Source organism: Streptomyces sp. NPDC029138 (genome assembly GCF_055564375.1).
In genome coordinates this window covers 1-19,910 of the sequence record NZ_JBVHWM010000018.1, presented here as the reverse complement: position 1 = coordinate 19,910, position 19,910 = coordinate 1, and the positions used below count along the sequence as shown (strand labels likewise).

The 19,910-nt window shown below is 69.2% G+C and carries 17 protein-coding genes and 1 pseudogene; 10 read left to right on the top strand and 8 right to left on the bottom strand.

Features of this window, described 5'->3' with window-relative positions; genetic code table 11:
* Positions 1-288 precede the first annotated feature (288 nt).
* On the top strand, positions 289-609 hold the full coding sequence (locus tag ACZ4WH_RS17235; RefSeq protein WP_468181149.1) for a hypothetical protein: 321 nt from the start codon (positions 289-291) through the stop codon (positions 607-609).
* A gap of 51 nt (positions 610-660) precedes the next feature.
* On the opposite strand, the gene ACZ4WH_RS17230 is transcribed toward ACZ4WH_RS17235, so the two are convergent.
* From ACZ4WH_RS17230 to eccCa, 5 genes and pseudogenes are all read right to left on the bottom strand, one after another.
* The gene (locus ACZ4WH_RS17230; RefSeq protein ID WP_468181147.1) at positions 661-1,182 is read right to left on the bottom strand and encodes a hypothetical protein; all 522 of its coding nucleotides are present in this window, start codon (positions 1,180-1,182) and stop codon (positions 661-663) included.
* A gap of 41 nt (positions 1,183-1,223) precedes the next feature.
* The gene (locus ACZ4WH_RS17225; RefSeq protein WP_468181145.1) at positions 1,224-1,874 is read right to left on the bottom strand and encodes a hypothetical protein; all 651 of its coding nucleotides are present in this window, start codon (positions 1,872-1,874) and stop codon (positions 1,224-1,226) included.
* A gap of 44 nt (positions 1,875-1,918) precedes the next feature.
* Positions 1,919-2,224 (bottom strand): annotated as a pseudogene (locus ACZ4WH_RS17220) (hypothetical protein); the annotation flags it as partial.
* A gap of 28 nt (positions 2,225-2,252) precedes the next feature.
* On the bottom strand, positions 2,253-2,774 hold the full coding sequence (locus ACZ4WH_RS17215; RefSeq protein ID WP_468181143.1) for a hypothetical protein: 522 nt from the start codon (positions 2,772-2,774) through the stop codon (positions 2,253-2,255).
* A gap of 154 nt (positions 2,775-2,928) precedes the next feature.
* Positions 2,929-6,906, bottom strand: a complete 3,978-nt coding sequence (gene eccCa, locus ACZ4WH_RS17210; RefSeq protein ID WP_468181141.1) for a type VII secretion protein EccCa — start codon at positions 6,904-6,906, stop codon at positions 2,929-2,931.
* 336 nt (positions 6,907-7,242) lie between these two features.
* Here eccCa and eccD point away from each other — a divergent pair, with 336 nt between their 5' ends.
* Positions 7,243-8,751 carry a type VII secretion integral membrane protein EccD gene (gene eccD, locus ACZ4WH_RS17205; RefSeq protein WP_468181307.1) on the top strand — a complete coding sequence of 503 codons (1,509 nt, stop codon included), beginning with the start codon at positions 7,243-7,245 and terminating at the stop codon, positions 8,749-8,751.
* Positions 8,752-8,852: 101 nt separating this feature from the next.
* Here the strand turns inward: eccD and ACZ4WH_RS17200 are convergent, their stop codons facing one another.
* Positions 8,853-9,143 carry a DUF397 domain-containing protein gene (locus ACZ4WH_RS17200; protein ID WP_468181139.1) on the bottom strand — a complete coding sequence of 97 codons (291 nt, stop codon included), beginning with the start codon at positions 9,141-9,143 and terminating at the stop codon, positions 8,853-8,855.
* A gap of 273 nt (positions 9,144-9,416) precedes the next feature.
* On the opposite strand from ACZ4WH_RS17200, the gene rpsO reads away from it, so the two are divergent.
* From rpsO to ACZ4WH_RS17175, 5 genes are all read left to right on the top strand, one after another.
* Positions 9,417-9,704 (top strand): 30S ribosomal protein S15, encoded by a 288-nt coding sequence (gene rpsO / locus ACZ4WH_RS17195; RefSeq protein WP_468181137.1) that lies wholly within the window; start codon positions 9,417-9,419, stop codon positions 9,702-9,704.
* A gap of 400 nt (positions 9,705-10,104) precedes the next feature.
* Positions 10,105-12,324, top strand: a complete 2,220-nt coding sequence (locus tag ACZ4WH_RS17190) for a polyribonucleotide nucleotidyltransferase (RefSeq protein ID WP_365710880.1) — start codon at positions 10,105-10,107, stop codon at positions 12,322-12,324.
* Entirely contained in the window at positions 12,321-13,700 is a 1,380-nt protein-coding gene (locus ACZ4WH_RS17185; protein ID WP_468181134.1) for a M16 family metallopeptidase, read from the top strand. Before ACZ4WH_RS17190 ends, ACZ4WH_RS17185 begins: the two co-directional genes overlap by 4 nt.
* A gap of 26 nt (positions 13,701-13,726) precedes the next feature.
* Entirely contained in the window at positions 13,727-14,479 is a 753-nt protein-coding gene (dapB, locus tag ACZ4WH_RS17180; RefSeq protein WP_053210870.1) for a 4-hydroxy-tetrahydrodipicolinate reductase, read from the top strand.
* 28 nt (positions 14,480-14,507) lie between these two features.
* Positions 14,508-14,960 carry a hypothetical protein gene (locus ACZ4WH_RS17175; protein ID WP_468181132.1) on the top strand — a complete coding sequence of 151 codons (453 nt, stop codon included), beginning with the start codon at positions 14,508-14,510 and terminating at the stop codon, positions 14,958-14,960.
* Positions 14,961-15,000: 40 nt separating this feature from the next.
* Here the strand turns inward: ACZ4WH_RS17175 and ACZ4WH_RS17170 are convergent, their stop codons facing one another.
* Together ACZ4WH_RS17170 and ACZ4WH_RS17165 are read right to left on the bottom strand one after the other, a co-directional pair.
* Complete coding sequence (locus ACZ4WH_RS17170; protein ID WP_468181131.1) at positions 15,001-15,555, bottom strand: hypothetical protein; 555 nt, start codon at positions 15,553-15,555, stop codon at positions 15,001-15,003.
* A 102-nt stretch (positions 15,556-15,657) separates the two neighbouring features.
* Positions 15,658-15,918: a hypothetical protein gene (locus tag ACZ4WH_RS17165; protein WP_468181129.1), complete on the bottom strand. Its 261-nt coding sequence runs from the start codon at positions 15,916-15,918 to the stop codon at positions 15,658-15,660.
* 176 nt (positions 15,919-16,094) lie between these two features.
* Between ACZ4WH_RS17165 and thyX the strand changes: the two genes are divergently transcribed.
* The 3 genes from thyX to ACZ4WH_RS17150 all read left to right on the top strand — a co-directional run bounded on the left by thyX (position 16,095) and on the right by ACZ4WH_RS17150 (position 19,796).
* Entirely contained in the window at positions 16,095-16,844 is a 750-nt protein-coding gene (thyX, locus tag ACZ4WH_RS17160; protein WP_468181127.1) for an FAD-dependent thymidylate synthase, read from the top strand.
* A gap of 211 nt (positions 16,845-17,055) precedes the next feature.
* A complete protein-coding gene (gene dapA / locus ACZ4WH_RS17155) occupies positions 17,056-17,955 on the top strand; it encodes a 4-hydroxy-tetrahydrodipicolinate synthase (protein ID WP_468181125.1) in 900 nt (299 codons plus the stop codon).
* A gap of 155 nt (positions 17,956-18,110) precedes the next feature.
* Positions 18,111-19,796: a ribonuclease J gene (locus ACZ4WH_RS17150; protein WP_468181123.1), complete on the top strand. Its 1,686-nt coding sequence runs from the start codon at positions 18,111-18,113 to the stop codon at positions 19,794-19,796.
* Positions 19,797-19,910: the final 114 nt, after the last annotated feature.

Sequence of the window (19,910 nt, the reverse complement as noted above, 5' to 3'; positions counted from 1 at the left end):
CCGTGACCCGGCCCATCGACCCCAACTTGAACCCAGAGGCGATTCAGTGGGGAGTGGCCGACCGGCCGTCACCGCGGGGTTCGCTCGGCCCACGCGCGCCGACCCCTTGCTCGACCCCGGCCGGCTCCCCTCCCCGGCTGCCACCAGTCGGCGTCCATACTGGCAGAAGAGGCACCGGCGTATCCGTCGTGGCCCGCGGCGGCATCTCCGCCTTGCCGCCGTAGCCCAGTCACTGACGTGCGAGAACCAAATGCCGACTTCCCTCACCCACGACGACCTAGGTTGCTCATGGCGACGGGCGACGGGAGCGTTCTCGCCGTGCGGACGAGCGGCGGTCGCACCGCGTGGACGCGGGGGGCCTACCTCGAACGCGACGACATCGGGGTTTCCCCAACCGCCGACGCAGAGACCGTCTACCTGAACGGCAGGACACTCAAGGCCCGTCGGCTCACCGACGGAGAGACGGTCGGAACCGTGGAGGCCGGCAGGACTTGGGCGGGCCGGCGGTCCCTGCAGACTCGGTCCATGTCACCGATGGTGGGTGCCCTCGCCGGTAATCGGCTCTTTCTCATGCACGACAGCTCGGTGGACGCCCTGACGGTCTTCTGAAAGTGGCGCCTCCCGCTCGTGGGCAGGAGGCATACAGTACGTCCGCCTTGCTCAAGCGTGGGATGCGGTGCACTGCCGGGACGTGGACACCGCATCGATGAACTCGGTGATGGCCTTCTCCATGGCGGTCGCGCCGACTGTGCCATGCTCCTTCCGGATCACGGTGAAGAGCTCGTGGCCTTCCTTCTGTAGTTTGCTGCATGAGACGTGCCCGACTGCCAGCGAGTCAGATATGACGTAATTCTGCTCTTTCTTCTTGATTTTATCGGATCGCATGCCATAGGTGCTGTAGGCGACATTCATGAGCCTGGTCCCTGACTGCCGTTGATCGATGATGCTGGTGACGGCAACCTGCCTGTCGACCACAAGTCGGCAACGGGTGAAGCCGGAAGGGCCGCTCTTTACGGATGTGATCTTGCTCCCTGCCGGGAGAAGCGGTTCGAGAGCTACTGGAGACATGGCAGTTCCGCACAGTGACGAGGGGATGGCGTAATCCCGCTTCTCCTGCGAACTTCCGGACGAGCAGGCCGCCAGAGCCGTACCGGCGGCCAAGACGACGGCGATTCTGGCCATGGAGGAATGGGGTCGTGTACGCGGCATTGTTGAATTCCTGGCTAGGGGATTTCCGTTTGAAGGTCGTCGGCCATATGACGCCCGTTCGTGGATGCGTCATCGAAGCCGTCCTTGGTTGCATCCAGCGCCCATCCGCCGACCTGGTCGGCGTACGGGGAGTGATGCGCCTTGGCCGCCTCGACGGCGGCCCGCTGGGCCAGGGCAGTGTTCCGCTCGAGACTATCCTCCCAGAGCCGACCGGAGTCGAGACCACTGTCCTCCAGATCGCTCCCCTCTACACCGTCGAACAATTCACCGAGTACGACGCCGCTGATGGTGCTGGCGGTGCCACCAACCGCAGCGCCCACTGGTGGCGATGCGAAGAAACTGGTCCCCACGCCGATACCAGTGCCCACAACACCGTTTGCGACGTTCTGCCACTGAGAGACAGCGTGGTTGTAAGCGTCATCCCTCTCCTTTGCGGGCCCCAAGATGGCCTCCTGGCGCCCGATGGCCAGAGAACCGCCGATCTCCGCCGACGTCCGGGAGATCTGCTTGACGGTGTTCTCCACGCTTGCGTGGTACCGGTGGTCCGCCGGCAGGTCCGGATTCAGGTGGTAGTCCATGAGATTCGCCATGTAGGCCTTCTGACCGACCTCCACTGCGGAGTAGCCCTCAGGATTCTGTCCGACGGCGATCAGGAAGCGGGACACGTCTGCGTGATCCATCTGTGCCGATTCACCGGAGGCGGGGACAGCCCTCGCTCGATCGCCGCGCTGAGCTGCTTCTGGTAACCCTTCAGCTCTCCGGCGGTGTCACTCAGGATGTAGTGGATGGTCTGCGCCTGGCTGTGGGCGTCCTGGAACTCACCGGCCGTCTTTCCGATGAATTCCTTGGTGACCTGGCTGTTCTCGCCGGCCCAATCGGCCTTGTTCGCGGCCTGGTGCAGACCCTTCTCGGCGTCCTCCGCCAGATCCTTCAGATTCCGGACGATATGTCCCCAGTCCTCGACGGCGTCGTCGAGCAACTTGAAGTTGGCGAAGCGCAGAGCGTCAAGATCCATGAGTCGGCGTCCCCGTTATGCGTCGAGATCATTTCTTCTTCGGCGAACCTGACGAGCCGTAGACCGGGTTGTGGTCCCCCGGACGCCCGACATGCTCGTCGAAGCCGGCGTCCAGGGTGTCGATGCTGCTCATCTGCCGCTGGATGTAGGCATCGTCGCCTGTGTGGATCTTCTTTGTGACCTGCATGTGGTTGGAGATCTGGGCGCACGCGTCCAACAGCGAGTTCAGCTGTGTTTCCCACTTGTTCGACACGTGCTGGAGCCCCGCGCCGAGGGCGAAGCCCTGCTTCGTCAGGTCGCTCGCCGCCGAGTCCACGCTGGTGTTCGACAGCCGGGCCTTGTCCCAGAGCTGGTTGTACAGAGCGTGGGCCTGGCTGCCGATCTTCGTCAGGTCGTGCTGAGTGACCTTGAGGTCACCGGTCTGGCTGGGGATCCTTGCCGAGCCGCCAACAAGATCGGACGGCAGCTGGTTGAGCTGCATGTGCGTCGTCTCATCCTGCTGGCGCGTCAGCGCCTCCGCCTTGAGCTGGTCCCATTCATCCCATGCCATGGATGATCCATTTCCCCGTGCAGCGTCTGCGCAATGATCGCTGTCCGATACGGATTGTCTACGTCCGGTCAAGGTAGCAATACGTAGGAACGGATGGAGTGGCAATCCCGACTACATACAGGAATTGCGTCCCAATCGGCGGTGCCGATCATTGTCAGTTCGTTGCGTCCGACACCAGCCCGATCTGCACCATCGGCTTCCCCCGCTTCCGAGACACGAAGACCCCCCGCCCCGCCGGCATCGGCCGTGGTCGGACGCCGCCCAGCAGGTCGCCTTCGGCCGGGTCGCCCGCGAGGACCACGCCCTGAGCGCCGAGTTCCTTGATGCGCTGCATGAAGGACTCGTAGCCGGCGCGGCCGGCGCCCGCCGTGGAGCGCGCGATGATGAAGCGGACGCCGACGTCCCGGGCGAACGGCAGCAGTTCCGTCAGGCCCGCCAGCGGGTTGCCGCTCGACGTGGACACGAGGTCGTAGTCGTCGATGATGACGTACACCGTGGGGCCCCGCCACCAGCTGCGGTTGCGCAGCTGCTCCGGGGTCACGTCGGCGGTCGGGGTGCGGCGCTGCATCAGGTCGGCCAGTGCGTCCATGTGGTGCTGCATCTGGTTCGACATGGGGATGTACTCGGCCAGGTGCGACTTCGGGGTCACCCCGAGCAGTGAGCGGCGGTTGTCGACGACGAAGAGCTTGCAGGTGTTGCCGTCGTAGCGCTCGGTCAGGCGCTTGATCAGCAGCTTGAGCAGGTTCGACTTGCCGGACTCGCTCTCCCCGAACACCAGGAAGAACGGGTCCTGTTCGAAGTCCACGAACACCGGCTCCAGGTTGTCCTCGTCGAGGGCGAAGGAGATGCCGCGGTTCGGGAAACGGTCGCCCGGCGGAAGCTGCGTCGCCGGGAACTCGCGGGGCAGCAGGCGCACTTCCGGCGCTCCCGGCTCCTGCCAGTGGCGAGTGACCTCGGCCGCGAGGGCGGTCGTCGCCTCCGCGAGGTCCGTGTCGGACGAGAGCCCGTCGATGCGCGGAACCGCCGCCATGAAGTGCTGCTTCTGCGGGGTCTGACCGCGTCCCGGCACGCCGGTGGGGACGTTCGCCGCGACCTTGCGGTCGATCTCGGAGTCCATGGGGTCGCCCAGCCGCAGCTCGAGGCGGTTCATCAGGTGGTCCTTGAGGTTCGCGCGGACCTCCATCGAGCGCGAGGCGGTGAGGACGAGGTGGATGCCGTAGCCCAGGCCGCGCGCGGCGATGTCCAGCACCAGCGGCTCCAGCGCCTCGTAGTCCGTGCGGAAGTTGCCCCAGCCGTCGATGACCAGGAACACATCACCCCAGGGCTGGTCGGTCACCGAGATGTCCCCGCGCGCGCGGCGGGTGCGGAACTCCGCGATGGAGGAGATGCCCGCCGAACGGAAGTACTCCTCGCGCCGGGTCATGACGCCGTACACCTCGGCCGCCGTGCGCCGGACCTTCTCCGGGTCCAGACGGGACGCGACACCACCCACATGCGGCAGGCCGGCCACCGAGGCCATACCGCCACCGCCGAAGTCCAGGCCGTAGAACTGAACTTCCCACGGGGTGTGGGTCAGCGCGAACGACGCGATGATCGAGCGCAGCAGCGTCGACTTGCCGGACTGGGGGCCGCCGATGATCTGCATATGGCCGGCCGCGCCACCGAAGTCCAGCCACAGCGGGTCGCGCCGCTGCTCGTACGGCTTGTCGATCAGGCCGGCCGGGATGACGAGCCGGCCCGCGCCCTCGTAACCCGGCTGGGTCATGCCGCGACCCGGCACCGGTGCGAGCCCCGGCAGCAGCGCGTCGAGCGACGGCGGGCTGTCCAGCGGGGGCAGCCACACCTGGTGGGCGGCCGGGCCCTGCGCCTCCAGGCGCCGCACGATCACGTCGAGGACGGTGTCGGCGAGCGCGTCGTCCTGCCGCTTGTCGGTCGTCTCCTCCTGCCGCTGCTGCGGGATCGGCGCGTACTGCACCGGGACCTCGGCCGCCGTGAAGAGGACCGGCCTGCGGTCGACGGGCAGCGGGCCGCCGAGCGCCGCGGCCTGCTGGGAGCTGGTGCGGTACACCCCGGAGACGTACGCGGCCTTGAAGCGCACCATCTCGTCCGTGCCGAACTTCAGGAAACCGGAACCCGGCACGTTCGGCAGCTCGTAGGCGTCCGGTACGCCGAGCGCGGCGCGGGACTCGGCCGCCGAGAACGTCCGCAGACCGATCCGGTAGGAGAGATACGTCTCCAGGCCCCTCAGGCGGCCCTCCTCCAGACGCTGCGAGGCCAGCAGCAGGTGCACGCCCAGCGAACGGCCGATGCGGCCGATCTGCACGAACATCTCGATGAAGTCCGGCTTGGCGGTCAGCAGTTCGCTGAACTCGTCGATCACCAGGACGAGGGACGGGATCGGCTGCAACGGGGCGCCCGCCGCGCGCGCCTTCTCGTAGTCGTGGATGTTGGCGTAGTTGCCCGCGTCGCGGAGCATCTCCTGGCGGCGGTTCAGCTCACCGCGGATCGAGTCGCCCATACGGTCGACGAGGGTGAGGTCGTCCGCCAGGTTGGTGATCACGGCCGCCACGTGGGGCAGCTGGGCCATGCCCGCGAACGTGGCACCGCCCTTGAAGTCGGCGAGGACGAAGTTCAGCGTCTCGGAGGAGTGGGTCACGGCGAGGCCGAGGACCAGGGTGCGCAGCAGCTCGGACTTGCCGGAACCGGTCGCACCGACGCACAGGCCGTGCGGACCCATGCCCTCCTGCGCGGCTTCCTTGAGGTCGAGCATCACGGGCCGGCCGTCCTCGCCGACGCCGATCGGCACGCGCAGCCGCTCCGACTGCGAACGGGGCCGCCAGGTCCGCTTGGGGTCGACCGAGGCGGCGTCGCCCAGGTTCAGCAGGTCCGTGAACTCCAGGTTCGCCAGCAGCGGTTCGTCGTCGTCGCCGCCCGATGCCACACGCAGCGGCGCCAGTTGACGGGCCAGGGCCTCCGCCGCCTCGTACGAAAGGACGTCCGGCGTCCCCTCGTAGACCATGCCGTGGGCGGACTCCAGGCGCAGTTCCTTCGGCTGTACGACGACCGAGAGGTCGCCACGCCCGATGGTGAGGTCGCCCGGTACGACCTCCAGGACCGTCACACCCTGGAGGCCCTCGGGGTTGGCCAGCAAGGAGGTGGGCGGCAAGGAGATGCCGTCGAGCACCACCACCAGCTGCGGCTGTTCGGGAACCGGCGGCCCGGAGGGGTGGAAGCGCGGGCGCCCTTCGAGGCGGGAAGCGAGCCGGTCCTCCAGCTCCACCGGGTCGGTGCTGATCAGGCGCAGGCTGCCGGCGCCGTCGGTGATGCCCGGGGCCTGCACGTGCGGCAGCCACTTGGCCCACTCCCACTCGGGCGCCGACTCACGGGCGGTGAAGACGGCGATGACCAGGTCCTCGGGGGAGTGCAGCGAGGCGAGGGAGGCGGTGACGGCACGGGCGGTGCCGCGCACGGTGCCCGGCTCGCCGCTGATCGTCACGTGGTAGAAGGCGCGCAGCGAGACCGCCATCGGCAGGTCGTCGAGGGTGCTGTGCGTCGCCAGGAAGCGCTGCATGGCGCCGGCGGTCAGCGGCTCCAGCTCGTCGACCGGGGCGGTCTGGGGCGGGATCAGGGGCGTGGCCAGGGCCTGCGGGCCGAGGCCCACGCGGACCTGCCCGAAGTCCTCGTCGGCGGTGCGCCGCTCCCACACCCGGCTGCCCTCGGCGACAAGAGCCCACAGTTGCTCCGGCGAAGGGTGCAGGTAGTACTGGGTGTCGCGCTGGGCCTTCGCGGTCTCCATGGCGGCGCGCCGGGTCTGCGACAGATAACGGAGGTAGTCACGGCGCAGATCGGCCATCTGACCCTGATTGCCGCGGCGGTAGCGGACGAGCATCGAGATGCCCATGGCGATCGTCGAGGCCACCATCACCAGGCCCATGATCTTCATGAAGGGCTGGGCCTGCGGGTTGAAGAAGAACACCACGGATCCGCCCATGCCCAGCATGGGCAGGAGCTGCATCAGTGCGCCTTCCTGCTGGCCGCGCGGCAGTTCCGGCGGAGCTTGCAGCACGACCTCGTCCGTGGGCACTTCCTTCGGCAGTGCCCGCGGTGGGCGCTTGACGACGATGTGGCTCACTACGCACCAATTCCCTTGCCGGACCGAGATGTTTCATCCGCCGCCCCGTGTCAGGCGGACGTCGATCGCGAACCGCGATCCTACTGACAACCACTGACAACGGCGGGCGGTAGGGTGCCGGTGAAGCGCGTGAGCAGTTGCGAATCGTTCCGGGAAAACCCGGGCATTCCGCACCTGTTCGAAGCAAGCGCCGCCCGCACATCCCGGCCGTAACCGCTCGGTCGGCCGGTGGAGCGGGAGGGCGTCGCACAACCTACACAGCATCTTTACGGGCGGAAGGTGCGCGGTGGCACCGTAGGCCGCCCCACCACCGACGAGGGGGAACAGCAGGTGAGCATGACGGCCTCCGCGCCGGCCGGCGCGACCGGTGGACCGGGCACCGGAGCCCCTTCCGGGGCGGGCATGGGATTCGGCTTCTGCCGCGTCACCATCGTGGCGCCCGACAGCCGCATCGACGTCGCGCTGCCCGACGACGTACCGGTCGCCGACCTCTACCCGGAGATCCTGCGCCTGTCCCAGCAGAGCCCCGCCGAGGGCGCACCGGTCGGATACCACCTCGTACGGCGTGACGGCACCGTCCTGGACGGCGCCCGGTCCTTCACGGCCCAGCGCATCCTCGACGGCGAACTGCTCACCTTGCGGCCGTTCGCCGAGTCGCTGCCGCCGGCCGTCCTCGACGACGTCTCCGAGGCGGTCGCCGCCGCCGTCACGCAGGACCGCACCCTGTGGAGCGGCGACCTCACCCGTGCCGCTGGTCTCGTCGCGGGCGGCATCCTGCCCGCGCTGCTCGCGTTCGTGGCCTGGAGCTCCCAGGTCCGGCACGACATGCACAGCCTGCAAGGCATCATCGCGGGCGTCTGCGGCATCCTGCTCGTCACGATCGCGTGCGTACGCGCGCGTGTGTACGACGACCGGGGCTCCGCCGTCGCGCTGGGACTCGGTGCCCTGCCGAACGTCGCCGTGGCCGGTTCGGGGCTGCTGTCCCTCTCCGCCGGTGAGGGCATCGGGCGACTTCAGTTCCTGCTCGCCTGCACGACCGTCCTGGTCGCCTCCCTGGTGCTCACCCTGGTGTCGCCGGGCGGCGACGGACCCTTCGTCGCCTTCGTCTTCGCCTCCGCCATCGGCCTGGTCACGACCTTCATCGCGATCCTCACCGAGCTGAAGCCCATCGAGACGGCCGCCGTCTGCGCCCCGCTGTCCGTCGTGGCGCTGGCCTTCCTCCCCGGCCTGTCCATGCGGTTCGCGCGGCTGCCCATCGGCTTCGAACCGCCCAACCCCTCGCGTGGCGGCTACGACACCGGCGAGCCCGCCCCCCAGGAGCCCGTGGACGCCGAGCGCGTGGCCGCCCAGGCCCGGCGCGGCCACGAACTCCTCGTCGGCCTCGTCGGCGGCTGCGCTCTCGTCGCGGTGGGCGCGTCGATCGTGCTCGGTTTCTCCAGCGACATCTGGGCCCAGCTGCTGGCCCTCGCGACCGGCGTGGCGATGCTCATGCGGGCGCACCTGTTCCGTTACACCGCGCAGGTCGGCGCCACCCTGGCCGCGGGCCTCGCCGCCATCGTCTTCCTCGGCCTGGGGCTGGCCCTGAACCCGCCGCGGGACTACCTGATCGACGCCTTCCGGGGCGACACCGCGGCCCTCGACATCCGCAGCGTCTGGCTCGCCGCCGCCGTTGCCGCCGCCACCGCCCTGGTCACCGCGATCGCCCTGATCACCCCCCGGCGCGGTGTCACCCCCTTCTGGGGGCGTTTCCTGGAGATCGCCGAGAGCTTCGTCCTGCTCACGCTGATCCCGCTGGCACTGGCCGTGTTCGACGTGTACGCGCGGGCGCGGGCGATGACCAGCTAGGAGCCCGACGGCAGGTCATGAACAGTGAGGAGCCAGGACGGCAAAAAGGGCGGCACGCGTGCGTGCCGCCCTTTCTCATGCGCGTGCTCATACGCGGCTCACTACACGTCCAACCCCCCGTTATGAGCCATCGGCTTAAGATCGAACTCCCCGTCCCGAGCCCCCAGCACGAACGCCCGCCACTCCGCCTCGGTGTAGCGCAGTACCGTGTCCGGGTCCAGGGAGGACCGCATCGCCACCGCCCCACCGGGCAGGTACGCGATCTCGACCCGCTCCTCGTGCTCCTCCGTGCCCGGCGCGCTGTGCCACTCGACGCCCGAGATGTCGAGGGCGTACAGCTCGTCCCGCTCCCGCTCCTTGCGCGCCTTGATCTCCGCTTCCGTTTCCGCCATCGTGCAGCGACCCCTTCCCGAGGTAGGTACGGTCCCGGCGCTCACCCTAGTGGCCGACGCCGCCCCACCAGGACGGTTCGCCGACCGGGCGTAAGGTGCCCGCCATCGCCTGGTACCCTGAGTGACGGCCGTTTGTGTACGCACCCCCGGAACCGCTCCGTGCTCGTTCTGGAGGCCGCGCCCAGCGGATCCCCGCCTCCCGAGTAACGGAAGCTCCCCCGAGACGTAGACCGGGGGCACTCGGTGGCACTCAACAGACTATGAGGAGTACGCGTGTCGCTCGACGCCGCTACGAAGAAGCAGATCATCGGCGAGTTCGGTACCAAGGAGGGTGACACCGGCTCCCCCGAGGTCCAGGTCGCTCTGCTCTCCCGTCGGATCTCCGACCTGACGGAGCACCTCAAGACCCACAAGCACGACCACCACTCCCGTCGTGGCCTGCTGATCCTCGTCGGTCAGCGTCGCCGCCTTCTCCAGTACCTGGCGAAGAAGGACATCCAGCGCTTCCGTACGCTGGTCGACCGCCTCGGCATCCGCCGCGGTGCGGCGGGCGCCAGGTAAGACGCCGTGAGGGGAGCGGTTCCCGAAAGGACTCGGGGGCCGCTCCCTTTGCCGTATGCGGGGCCCCGCCGCGCACACGGAACCCTCCGTCGTACGTGCGGAGGCGTGTGAAGGAGTGCGGAGACGTGCGGAGTGTCACTCACGCTTTGTAGTGTGGTAGCACAACGCAATACGCACGACACGGAACGACGTACGACACAGCACCACGACGTACGGCACAGAACGAGGAGGAGCGCACCTAGCCGCCGCCGGTCCTCGGTAGTGGCCCCCGGGGGGAAGCGAGCCCCGGGTGCTTCGATCGAAGACCGGCCCGCACCGCACGGAGCGCTTCTCCGCCACCGTCCCCCTGCCACACGGGCAGCCAAGGGACGAAAGACGATAAGTAACGGAGAAAACGCTAGTGGAGAACGAGACCCACTACGCCGAGGCCGTCATCGACAACGGTCCCTTCGGCACCCGCACCATCCGCTTCGAGACCGGCCGCCTGGCCAAGCAGGCCGCCGGGTCCGCCGTGGCGTACCTGGACGACGACACCATGGTGCTGTCGGCCACCACCGCCTCCAAGAACCCCAAGGACCAGCTCGACTTCTTCCCGCTGACGGTGGACGTCGAGGAGCGGATGTACGCCGCCGGCAAGATCCCCGGCAGCTTCTTCCGCCGTGAGGGCCGGCCGTCCGAGGACGCCATCCTCACCTGCCGCCTCATCGACCGTCCGCTGCGCCCGTCCTTCAAGAAGGGCCTGCGCAACGAGATCCAGGTCGTCGCCACGATCATGGCCCTCAACCCCGACCACCTGTACGACGTCGTGGCGATCAACGCCGCGTCCGCGTCCACGCAGCTGGCCGGTCTGCCCTTCTCCGGCCCGATCGGCGGCGTCCGCGTCGCGCTGATCCGCGGCCAGTGGGTCGCGTTCCCGACGCACACCGAGCTCGAGGACGCCGTCTTCGACATGGTGGTCGCCGGTCGCGTCCTGGAGGACGGCGACGTCGCGATCATGATGGTCGAGGCCGAGGCCACCGAGAAGACCATCAAGCTGGTCGAGGGTGGCGCCGAGGCGCCGACCGAGGAGGTCGTCGCCGCCGGTCTGGAGGCCGCCAAGCCCTTCATCAAGGTCCTGTGCCGCGCGCAGGCCGACCTCGCCGCCAAGGCCGCCAAGCCGACCGCCGAGTTCCCGATCTTCCTGGACTACCAGGACGACGTGTTCGAGGCCCTGACCGCGGCCGTCCGCCCCGAGCTGGCCCAGGCGCTCACCATCGCCGGCAAGCAGGAGCGCGAGGCCGAGCTGGACCGCGTCAAAGGTCTGGCCGCCGAGAAGCTCCTGCCGGAGTTCGAGGGCCGCGAGAAGGAGATCTCCGCCGCGTACCGCTCGCTCACCAAGCAGCTGGTCCGCGAGCGCGTGATCAAGGAGAAGAAGCGCATCGACGGCCGCGGTGTCACCGACATCCGCACCCTGGCCGCCGAGGTCGAGGCCATCCCGCGGGTGCACGGCTCCGCGGTGTTCGAGCGTGGCGAGACCCAGATCCTGGGCGTCACCACCCTCAACATGCTCCGCATGGAGCAGCAGCTGGACACCCTCTCCCCGGTGACCCGCAAGCGCTACATGCACAACTACAACTTCCCGCCGTACTCCACAGGTGAGACCGGCCGCGTCGGCTCCCCCAAGCGCCGCGAGATCGGCCACGGCGCCCTCGCCGAGCGCGCGCTCGTGCCGGTGCTGCCGACGCGCGAGGAGTTCCCCTACGCGATCCGCCAGGTCTCCGAGGCGCTGAGCTCCAACGGCTCGACGTCCATGGGCTCGGTCTGCGCCTCCACCATGTCGCTGCTGAACGCCGGTGTGCCGCTGAAGGCCCCGGTCGCCGGTATCGCCATGGGCCTGATCTCCCAGGAGATCGACGGCGAGACGCACTACGTCACCCTCACCGACATCCTCGGTGCGGAGGACGCCTTCGGTGACATGGACTTCAAGGTCGCCGGCACCAAGGAGTTCGTGACCGCCCTCCAGCTCGACACCAAGCTGGACGGCATCCCGGCCTCCGTCCTGGCCGCGGCCCTCAAGCAGGCCCGCGACGCGCGTCTCCACATCCTCGACGTGATGATGGAGGCCATCGACCGGCCCGACGAGATGAGCCCGCACGCTCCGCGGATCATCACCGTCAAGATCCCGGTCGACAAGATCGGCGAGGTCATCGGCCCCAAGGGCAAGATGATCAACCAGATCCAGGAGGACACGGGCGCCGAGATCACCATCGAGGACGACGGCACGATCTACATCGGTGCCGCCGACGGCCCCTCCGCCGAGGCCGCCCGCGCCACGATCAACGGCATCGCCAACCCGACGATGCCCGAGGTCGGCGAGCGGTACCTGGGTACGGTCGTCAAGACGACCACCTTCGGTGCGTTCGTCTCCCTGCTGCCCGGCAAGGACGGTCTGCTGCACATCTCGCAGATCCGCAAGCTCGCCGGCGGCAAGCGCGTGGAGAACGTCGAGGACGTGCTCGGCGTGGGCCAGAAGGTCCAGGTCGAGATCGCCGAGATCGACTCCCGCGGCAAGCTCTCCCTCGTTCCGGTGATCGAGGGCGAAGAAGGCGACGAGACCGCGAAGGACGACGCCGAGCAGTGACGTCCCGTAGCTCCAAGGTGACGGCCCGCTCCTCTTCGGAGGCGCGGGCCGTCGCCCGTACCCAAACCCTGATCAAGGGGCAGAACGGCATCCGTACGGTCCGCAGGACCACCCTCCCGGGAGGCCTGCGCGTCGTCACCGAGACCCTGCCCTCGGTCCGCTCCGCGACCTTCGGCATCTGGGCGCACGTCGGCTCCCGCGACGAGACCCCGTCCCTCAACGGCGCCACGCACTACCTGGAGCACCTGCTCTTCAAGGGCACGACCCGCCGCAGCGCGCTCGACATCTCCTCCGCGCTCGACGCGGTCGGCGGCGAGATGAACGCGTTCACGGCCAAGGAGTACACGTGCTACTACGCGCGCGTGCTCGACACCGACCTGCCCCTCGCCATCGACGTCGTCTGCGACATGCTGACCGGCTCGCTGATTCGCGAGGAGGACGTCGACGTCGAGCGCGGCGCGATCCTCGAAGAGATCGCCATGACCGAGGACGACCCGGGCGACTGTGTGCACGACCTGTTCGCGCACACCATGTTCGGCGACAACGCGCTCGGCCGCCCGGTCCTCGGCACCGTGGACACGGTCAACGCCCTCACCGCCGACCGCATCCGCCGTTTCTACCGGAAGCACTACGACCCGACCCACCTCGTGGTCGCGTGCGCCGGCAACATCGACCACAACAAGGTCGTACGACAGGTCCGCGCGGCCTTCGAGAAGGCGGGCGCCCTGCGCGACCCGGACGCGCAGCCCATCGCCCCGCGCGAGGGCCGCCGTACGATCCGCACCTCTGGCCAGGTCGAACTGCTCGCCCGCAAGACCGAGCAGGCCCATGTCGTCCTCGGCATGCCCGGCATCGCCCGCGCCGACGAGCGTCGCTGGGCCATGGGCGTGCTCAACACCGCCCTCGGCGGCGGCATGTCGTCCCGTCTCTTCCAGGAGGTCCGGGAGAAGCGCGGTCTGGCCTACAGCGTGTACTCGTACACCTCCGCCTTCGCGGACTGCGGCCTGTTCGGCGTCTACGCCGGCTGCCGGCCCAGCCAGGTGCACGACGTCCTGCGGATCTGCCGCGACGAACTCGACCACGTCGCGCAGAACGGCCTCTCCGACGACGAGATCGCCCGCGCCATCGGCCAGCTGAGGGGCTCCACGGTCCTGGGCCTGGAGGACACCGGCGCGCTGATGAACCGTATCGGCAAGAGTGAGCTGTGCTGGGGCGAGCAGATGTCCGTGGACGACATGCTCGCGAAGATGGCGGCGGTCACCCCGGACGAGGTCCGCTCGGTCGCCCGCGACATCCTGGGACAGCGCCCGTCGCTGTCGGTCATCGGCCCCCTCAAGGACAAGCAGGCCTCCCGGCTGCACGACGCGGTCGCCTGAAACACCACCGGTTAGGAAGCAGGAACATGAGCAAGCTGCGCGTGGCGGTCCTCGGTGCGAAGGGCCGGATCGGGTCCGAGGCGGTCAAGGCGGTCGAGGCCGCCGAGGACATGGAGCTGGTCGCCGCCCTCGGCCGCGGCGACAAGCTGGAGACGCTGGCGGAGACCGGCGCCCAGGTCGCCGTCGAGCTGACCACTCCCGCCTCGGTCATGGGCAACCTGGACTTCTGCGTCCGCCACGGCATCCACGCCGTCGTCGGCACGACGGGCTGGACCGAGGACCGCCTCGCGCAGCTGAAGGGCTGGCTCGCCCAGTCGCCGGAGACCGGCGTGCTCATCGCGCCTAACTTCTCCATCGGGGCCGTGCTGACGATGAAGTTCGCGCAGATCGCCGCGCCGTACTTCGAGTCGGTCGAGGTGGTCGAGCTGCACCACCCGAACAAGGTGGACGCGCCGAGCGGTACGGCCACGCGCACGGCCCAGCTCATCGCCGAGGCCCGCCGGGCGGCCGGCACGGCACCGGCACCGGACGCCACCGTCACGGCCCTGGACGGCGCGCGGGGCGCCAGCGTCGACGGTGTCCCCGTGCACGCCGTCCGCCTGCGCGGCCTGCTGGCCCACCAGGAGGTACTGCTCGGCGGCGAGGGCGAGACCCTCACCGTCCGCCACGACTCCCTGCACCACAGCAGCTTCATGCCGGGCATCCTGCTCGGCGCGCGCCGCGTGGTGACCACTCCCGGCCTCACGTTCGGCCTGGAGCACTTCCTGGACCTGAGCTGAGACGACCGAGCCGAGACAGACGCCTCCGATGCGCGCGAAGATCACCTACCTAGTCACGGCCGCCGTCCTGGTCTTCTATTTCGTCCTGGTCGGCAGCCGTGGCGTGATGCTCATCCAGTCCGGCACGGTCCTCACCGTCACCTTCGGCGTGGCGGTGCTGGTCCTGCCGGTCATCGGCCTGTGGTTCCTGTGGAAGAACACCCAGTTCGTCCGCAGGGCCAACCAGCTCGCCGCCGAACTCGACGCCGAGGGCGGCCTGCCGGTGGACGAGCTGAAGCGCCTGCCGAGCGGCCGGATCGACCGTGACTCGGCCGACGAGGTGTTCGCCAAGCGCAAGGCCGAGACGGAGGCGTCCCCCGACGACTGGCGCTGCTGGTTCCGTCTGGCCGTCGCCTATCACGACGCCCGCGACACCCCGCGCGCCCGCAAGGCGATGCAACGCGCCATCGCCCTGCACGAAGGCCGCCCCGTGCAGCCCTGACCACGCAGGGGGCGCGCCCCCCCGGCAGGGACCGTCCCGGTCAGCCGCGGCGGTTTTCCGCGGCCCACGCCTCCACCGCGTCCGCCGCCCGGTCGAAGGCCATCGGCCGGCCCAGGAAGTCCAGACCGTGCGTGGTGAGCAGCGGCGGGGTGTCCTCCGGACGCCGGTCCTTGCGGACGAGCGCCAGCGCCTGCCCCTGCACCGCGCGCGGCAGCCCGAGCCAGCGCACCGGCTGCTGGACGGTCCGCACCGAGACCACGCGCGCCCACGGCACCGTCCGCGTCACCAGGAAGCCGGTCCGGCGCAGTCCGCGCCCGCTGACCCACACCCCCATGCGCAGCAGCCGCAGGGCGCTGACGACGATCGCCAGGCCCACGCCGAGGACCACCCCGGCGTCGGCCGGCGAGCCGGTGAGGGCGGTGAGCACGGCGGCGAACAGGACGAACGAGGCGAGCAGCAGCACGAGTGCTGCCACGCCCACACGCCAGGGACCGGGCCGATAGGGGCGCCGCCAGCGGTCCGGGTCGTCGTACGGCAGCGCACTCTCGGCCGTCGTCTCGAAGGTGCGGTCGGCCGTCAGGAAGGGCAGGGGCACGGCTGGTCCTCACTCGGTCCTCACGGGGGCTGTGCCGGTGAGGCTATCCGGCCCCGTTCCCGCTCACCAGCCTTGAGCGTCCGGAAGGGGCAGTGCCCGCGCTCAGTGCCCCTGGGACGCCTGGGACTGCTGAGCCGGCGTATCGGACGGCGTGGAGAGCGCCGGCATGCCCAGGACCAGGGCACCTACGAGCCCGGCGACGATCGTGAGGCCCAGCAGCCAGCGCCCGGCCAGCTCGCCGAAGGACGCCCGCCGACGGGGCGGGGGAGTGACATTGCTGCGGAACCTGTCCGCCTCGGCCACGAAGGCGAAGGGCACGGGCTCGCTGGGGGTACCTCCCGGCGGAAGCTGGGGGAGGAACATCGTGGGTGCCGCTCCTTTCAGGGTTGGTGATCGAATGTGCAGACCTCACCGATACAGACGATCGAGTGACACAAAAGGTGCCCATGTCCGCAAAAATCGCGGGTGCGTCTTTTGGGGCGAGGTGGTGTCAGGCCCCGGCGGGTGCCCCCGTAAGGTGGTCGCCAACCACCGAAGTGATGGGAAGGACCCCGACCCCCGTGACCACCCCCGAGTCGCTCATGTTCCGCAGTGACGTCACCGTCGAGCTGGTGAAGTCCAGCGCTTCGGACGCCGACGTGCTCTTCGCCGCCCGTGTCTCCACCGCCGGCGAGCAGTCCCTGGACGAGCTGAAGAAGGACCCCGAGCGCTCCAAGGGCCTGATCAACTACCTGATGCGCGACCGGCACGGCAGCCCGTTCGAGCACAACTCGATGACCTTCTTCATCAGCGCCCCGATCTTCGTCTTCCGCGAGTTCATGCGGCACCGGGTCGGCTGGTCGTACAACGAGGAGTCCGGCCGCTACCGCGAGCTCCAGCCGGTCTTCTACGTCCCCGGCCCCGACCGCAAGCTCGTCCAGCAGGGCCGCCCCGGCAAGTACGTCTTCGTCGAGGGCACCCCGGCCCAGCACGAGGCCGTGAGCAGCGCCCTGCGGGACTCGTACGAGCAGGCGTACGCGGCCTACCAGAAGCTGCTCGCCGAGGGCGTCGCCCGCGAGGTGGCCCGCGCGGCCCTCCCCGTCGGCCTCTACTCCTCGATGTACGCCACCTGCAACGCGCGCTCCCTGATGCACTTCCTCGGGCTGCGCACCCAGCACGAGCTGGCCAAGGTGCCGTCCTTCCCGCAGCGGGAGATCGAGATGGTGGGCGAGAAGATGGAGGCGGAGTGGGCGAAGCTCATGCCGCTGACGTACGCCGCCTTCAACGCGAACGGGCGTGTGGCCCCGTAACGAAGCCTTGTTCCCCTGTCGGGAACGGATGTACGGGTCAGCCTCGCGAAGTGTCCGTATTGCGGCATTTAGAGAAGTTCATCTAGCCTGATCAAACGGACCCGGCACTGCTTGAACCCCCGAGCAGGCAGTGCCGGGCTCCGTGTTTGTCCTGACTTTCCCGGCACCCCAAGGGCACAGCCCGCATCGAGCACCGAGTAGCGTGTTACCCATGGCTCCGACCTCGACTCCGCAGACCCCCTTCGGGCGGGTCCTCACCGCCATGGTCACGCCCTTCACGGCGGACGGCGCACTCGACCTCGACGGCGCGCAGCGGCTCGCCGCCCACCTGGTGGACGCAGGCAACGACGGCCTGATCATCAACGGCACCACCGGCGAGTCCCCCACCACCAGTGACGCGGAGAAATCGGACCTCGTACGAGCCGTCCTGGAGGCTGTCGGCGACCGCGCCCACGTCGTCGCCGGAGTCGGCACCAACGACACCCACCACAGCGTCGAGCTGGCCCGCGAGGCCGAGCGCATCGGCGCCCACGGCCTCCTGGTCGTCACGCCGTACTACAACAAGCCCCCGCAGGAGGGCCTGTACCGGCACTTCACGACCGTCGCCGACGCCACCGGCCTGCCGGTCATGCTCTACGACATCCCCGGCCGCAGCGGCGTCCCGATCAACACCGAGACCCTCGTCCGGCTCGCCGAACACCCCCGGATCGTCGCCAACAAGGACGCCAAGGGCGACCTCGGCCGCGCCAGCTGGGCCATCGCCCGATCCGGCCTCGCCTGGTACTCCGGCGACGACATGCTCAACCTCCCGCTGCTCTCCGTGGGCGCGGTCGGCTTCGTCTCCGTCGTCGGCCACGTGGTCACCCCCGACCTGCGCGCCCTGGTGGACGCGTACACCTCCGGTGACGTCGTCAAGGCCACGGAGATCCACCAGAAGCTGCTCCCGGTCTACACCGGCATGTTCCGCACCCAGGGCGTCATGACGACCAAGGCCGCCCTCGCCCTCCAGGGCCTGCCCGCCGGACCGCTGCGTTCGCCCATGGTCGAGTGTTCGCCCGAGGAGATCGCCCAGCTCAAGATCGATCTTGCCGCCGGCGGGGTACAGCTCTGACAACAGACTTGGCACCACAGGGGCTTCACAACTGAAGAACAACAGAAGACGCGGGCCACCGGTGCCTGCAATCCACAACGACAACTGCTTCCGCACGAACGTCATGCGCGCCACGTGCCGTACCGGTACGTGGCGCGCGTGGTGAGGAGAGTCTTTTGAGTCATCCGCATCCTGAACTAGGCTCGCCGCCGCCGCTCCCCGAGGGTGGCCTGCGGGTCACCCCGCTCGGCGGCCTCGGCGAGATCGGCCGAAACATGACGGTCTTCGAGTACGGCGGTCGCCTGTTGATCGTCGACTGCGGAGTGCTCTTCCCCGAGGAGGAGCAGCCCGGAATCGACCTGATCCTGCCGGACTTCTCGTCCATCCGGGACCGCCTCGACGACATCGAGGGCATCGTCCTCACGCACGGCCACGAGGACCACATCGGCGGTGTCCCCTTCCTGCTCCGCGAGAAGCCGGACATCCCGCTGATCGGCTCCAAGCTGACCCTCGCGCTGATCGAGGCCAAGCTCCAGGAGCACCGGATCCGCCCTTACACCCTGGAGGTGGCGGAGGGGAACCGCGAGCGCATCGGCCCCTTCGACTGCGAGTTCATCGCCGTCAACCACTCCATCCCGGACGCCCTGGCCGTCGCCATCCGCACCCCCGCCGGCATGGTGGTGCACACCGGCGACTTCAAGATGGACCAGCTCCCGCTCGACAACCGCCTCACCGACCTGCACGCCTTCGCGCGGCTGAGCGAGGAGGGCATCGACCTCCTCCTCGCCGACTCGACGAACGCTGAGGTCCCGGGCTTCGTCCCGCCCGAGCGCGACATCTCCAGCGTCCTGCGGCAGGTCTTCGCCGGCGCCCGCAAGCGGATCATCGTGGCGAGCTTCGCCAGCCATGTCCACCGCATCCAGCAGATTCTGGACGCGGCCCACGAGTACGGCCGCCGGGTCGCCTTCGTCGGCCGCTCCATGGTCCGCAACATGGGCATCGCCCGCGACCTCGGCTATCTGAAGGTCCCGCCCGGCCTGGTGGTCGACGTCAAGACGCTGGACGACCTGCCCGACCACGAGGTGGTCCTCGTCTGCACGGGCTCCCAGGGCGAACCGATGGCGGCCCTGTCGCGCATGGCCAACCGGGACCACCAGATCCGCATCGTGGAGGGCGACACGGTCATCCTCGCGTCGTCGCTGATCCCCGGGAACGAGAACGCGGTGTACCGCGTGATCAACGGTCTGACCCGCTGGGGCGCCAACGTCGTCCACAAGGGCAACGCCAAGGTGCACGTTTCCGGCCACGCGTCCGCGGGCGAGCTGCTGTACTTCTACAACATCTGCCGCCCGAAGAACCTGATGCCGGTCCACGGCGAATGGCGCCACCTGAGGGCGAACGCGGAGCTGGGCGCCCTGACCGGCGTCCCGCACGACCGGATCGTCATCGCCGAGGACGGCGTGGCGGTCGACCTGGTCGAGGGCAAGGCCAAGATCTCCGGCAAGGTCCAGGCCGGTTACGTCTACGTCGACGGCCTGTCGGTCGGCGATGTCGGCGAGCCGGCGCTGAAGGACCGGAAGATCCTCGGCGACGAGGGCATCATCTCGGTCTTCGTGGTCGTGGACGCGTCCACCGGCAAGATCACCGGCGGTCCGCACGTCCAGGCCCGCGGTTCCGGTATCGAGGACTCGGCCTTCGGCGACGTCCTGCCGAAGATCACGGAGGTCCTGGAGCGGTCCGCCCAGGACGGCGTCGTGGAGCCCCACCAGCTCCAGCAGCTCATCCGCCGGACCCTCGGCAAGTGGGTCTCGGACACCTATCGCCGCAGGCCGATGATCCTGCCTGTGGTCGTGGAGGTCTGACGCCCCGTCGGTTCGAGCCAGGAGCGGGGGGGGGGGGGGGGGGGGGGGGGGGGGGGGGTGGAGGGGGGGGGGGGGGGGGGGGGGGGGGGGGGGGGGGGGGGGGGGGGGGGGGGG

Bases quoted from the DNA above. Each gene is read 5' to 3' on its own strand.
- ACZ4WH_RS17215 (WP_468181143.1), bottom strand. From the start codon at position 2,774: ATGGCATGGGATGAATGGGACCAGCTCAAGGCGGAGGCGCTGACGCGC.
- dapA (WP_468181125.1), top strand. From the start codon at position 17,056: ATGGCTCCGACCTCGACTCCGCAGACCCCCTTCGGGCGGGTCCTCACC.
- ACZ4WH_RS17235 (WP_468181149.1), top strand. From the start codon at position 289: ATGGCGACGGGCGACGGGAGCGTTCTCGCCGTGCGGACGAGCGGCGGT.
- eccD (WP_468181307.1), top strand. From the start codon at position 7,243: ATGACGGCCTCCGCGCCGGCCGGCGCGACCGGTGGACCGGGCACCGGA.
- ACZ4WH_RS17165 (WP_468181129.1), bottom strand. From the start codon at position 15,918: ATGTTCCTCCCCCAGCTTCCGCCGGGAGGTACCCCCAGCGAGCCCGTG.
- ACZ4WH_RS17200 (WP_468181139.1), bottom strand. From the start codon at position 9,143: ATGGCGGAAACGGAAGCGGAGATCAAGGCGCGCAAGGAGCGGGAGCGG.
- thyX (WP_468181127.1), top strand. From the start codon at position 16,095: ATGGGAAGGACCCCGACCCCCGTGACCACCCCCGAGTCGCTCATGTTC.
- ACZ4WH_RS17175 (WP_468181132.1), top strand. From the start codon at position 14,508: ATGCGCGCGAAGATCACCTACCTAGTCACGGCCGCCGTCCTGGTCTTC.
- dapB (WP_053210870.1), top strand. From the start codon at position 13,727: ATGAGCAAGCTGCGCGTGGCGGTCCTCGGTGCGAAGGGCCGGATCGGG.
- ACZ4WH_RS17230 (WP_468181147.1), bottom strand. From the start codon at position 1,182: ATGGCCAGAATCGCCGTCGTCTTGGCCGCCGGTACGGCTCTGGCGGCC.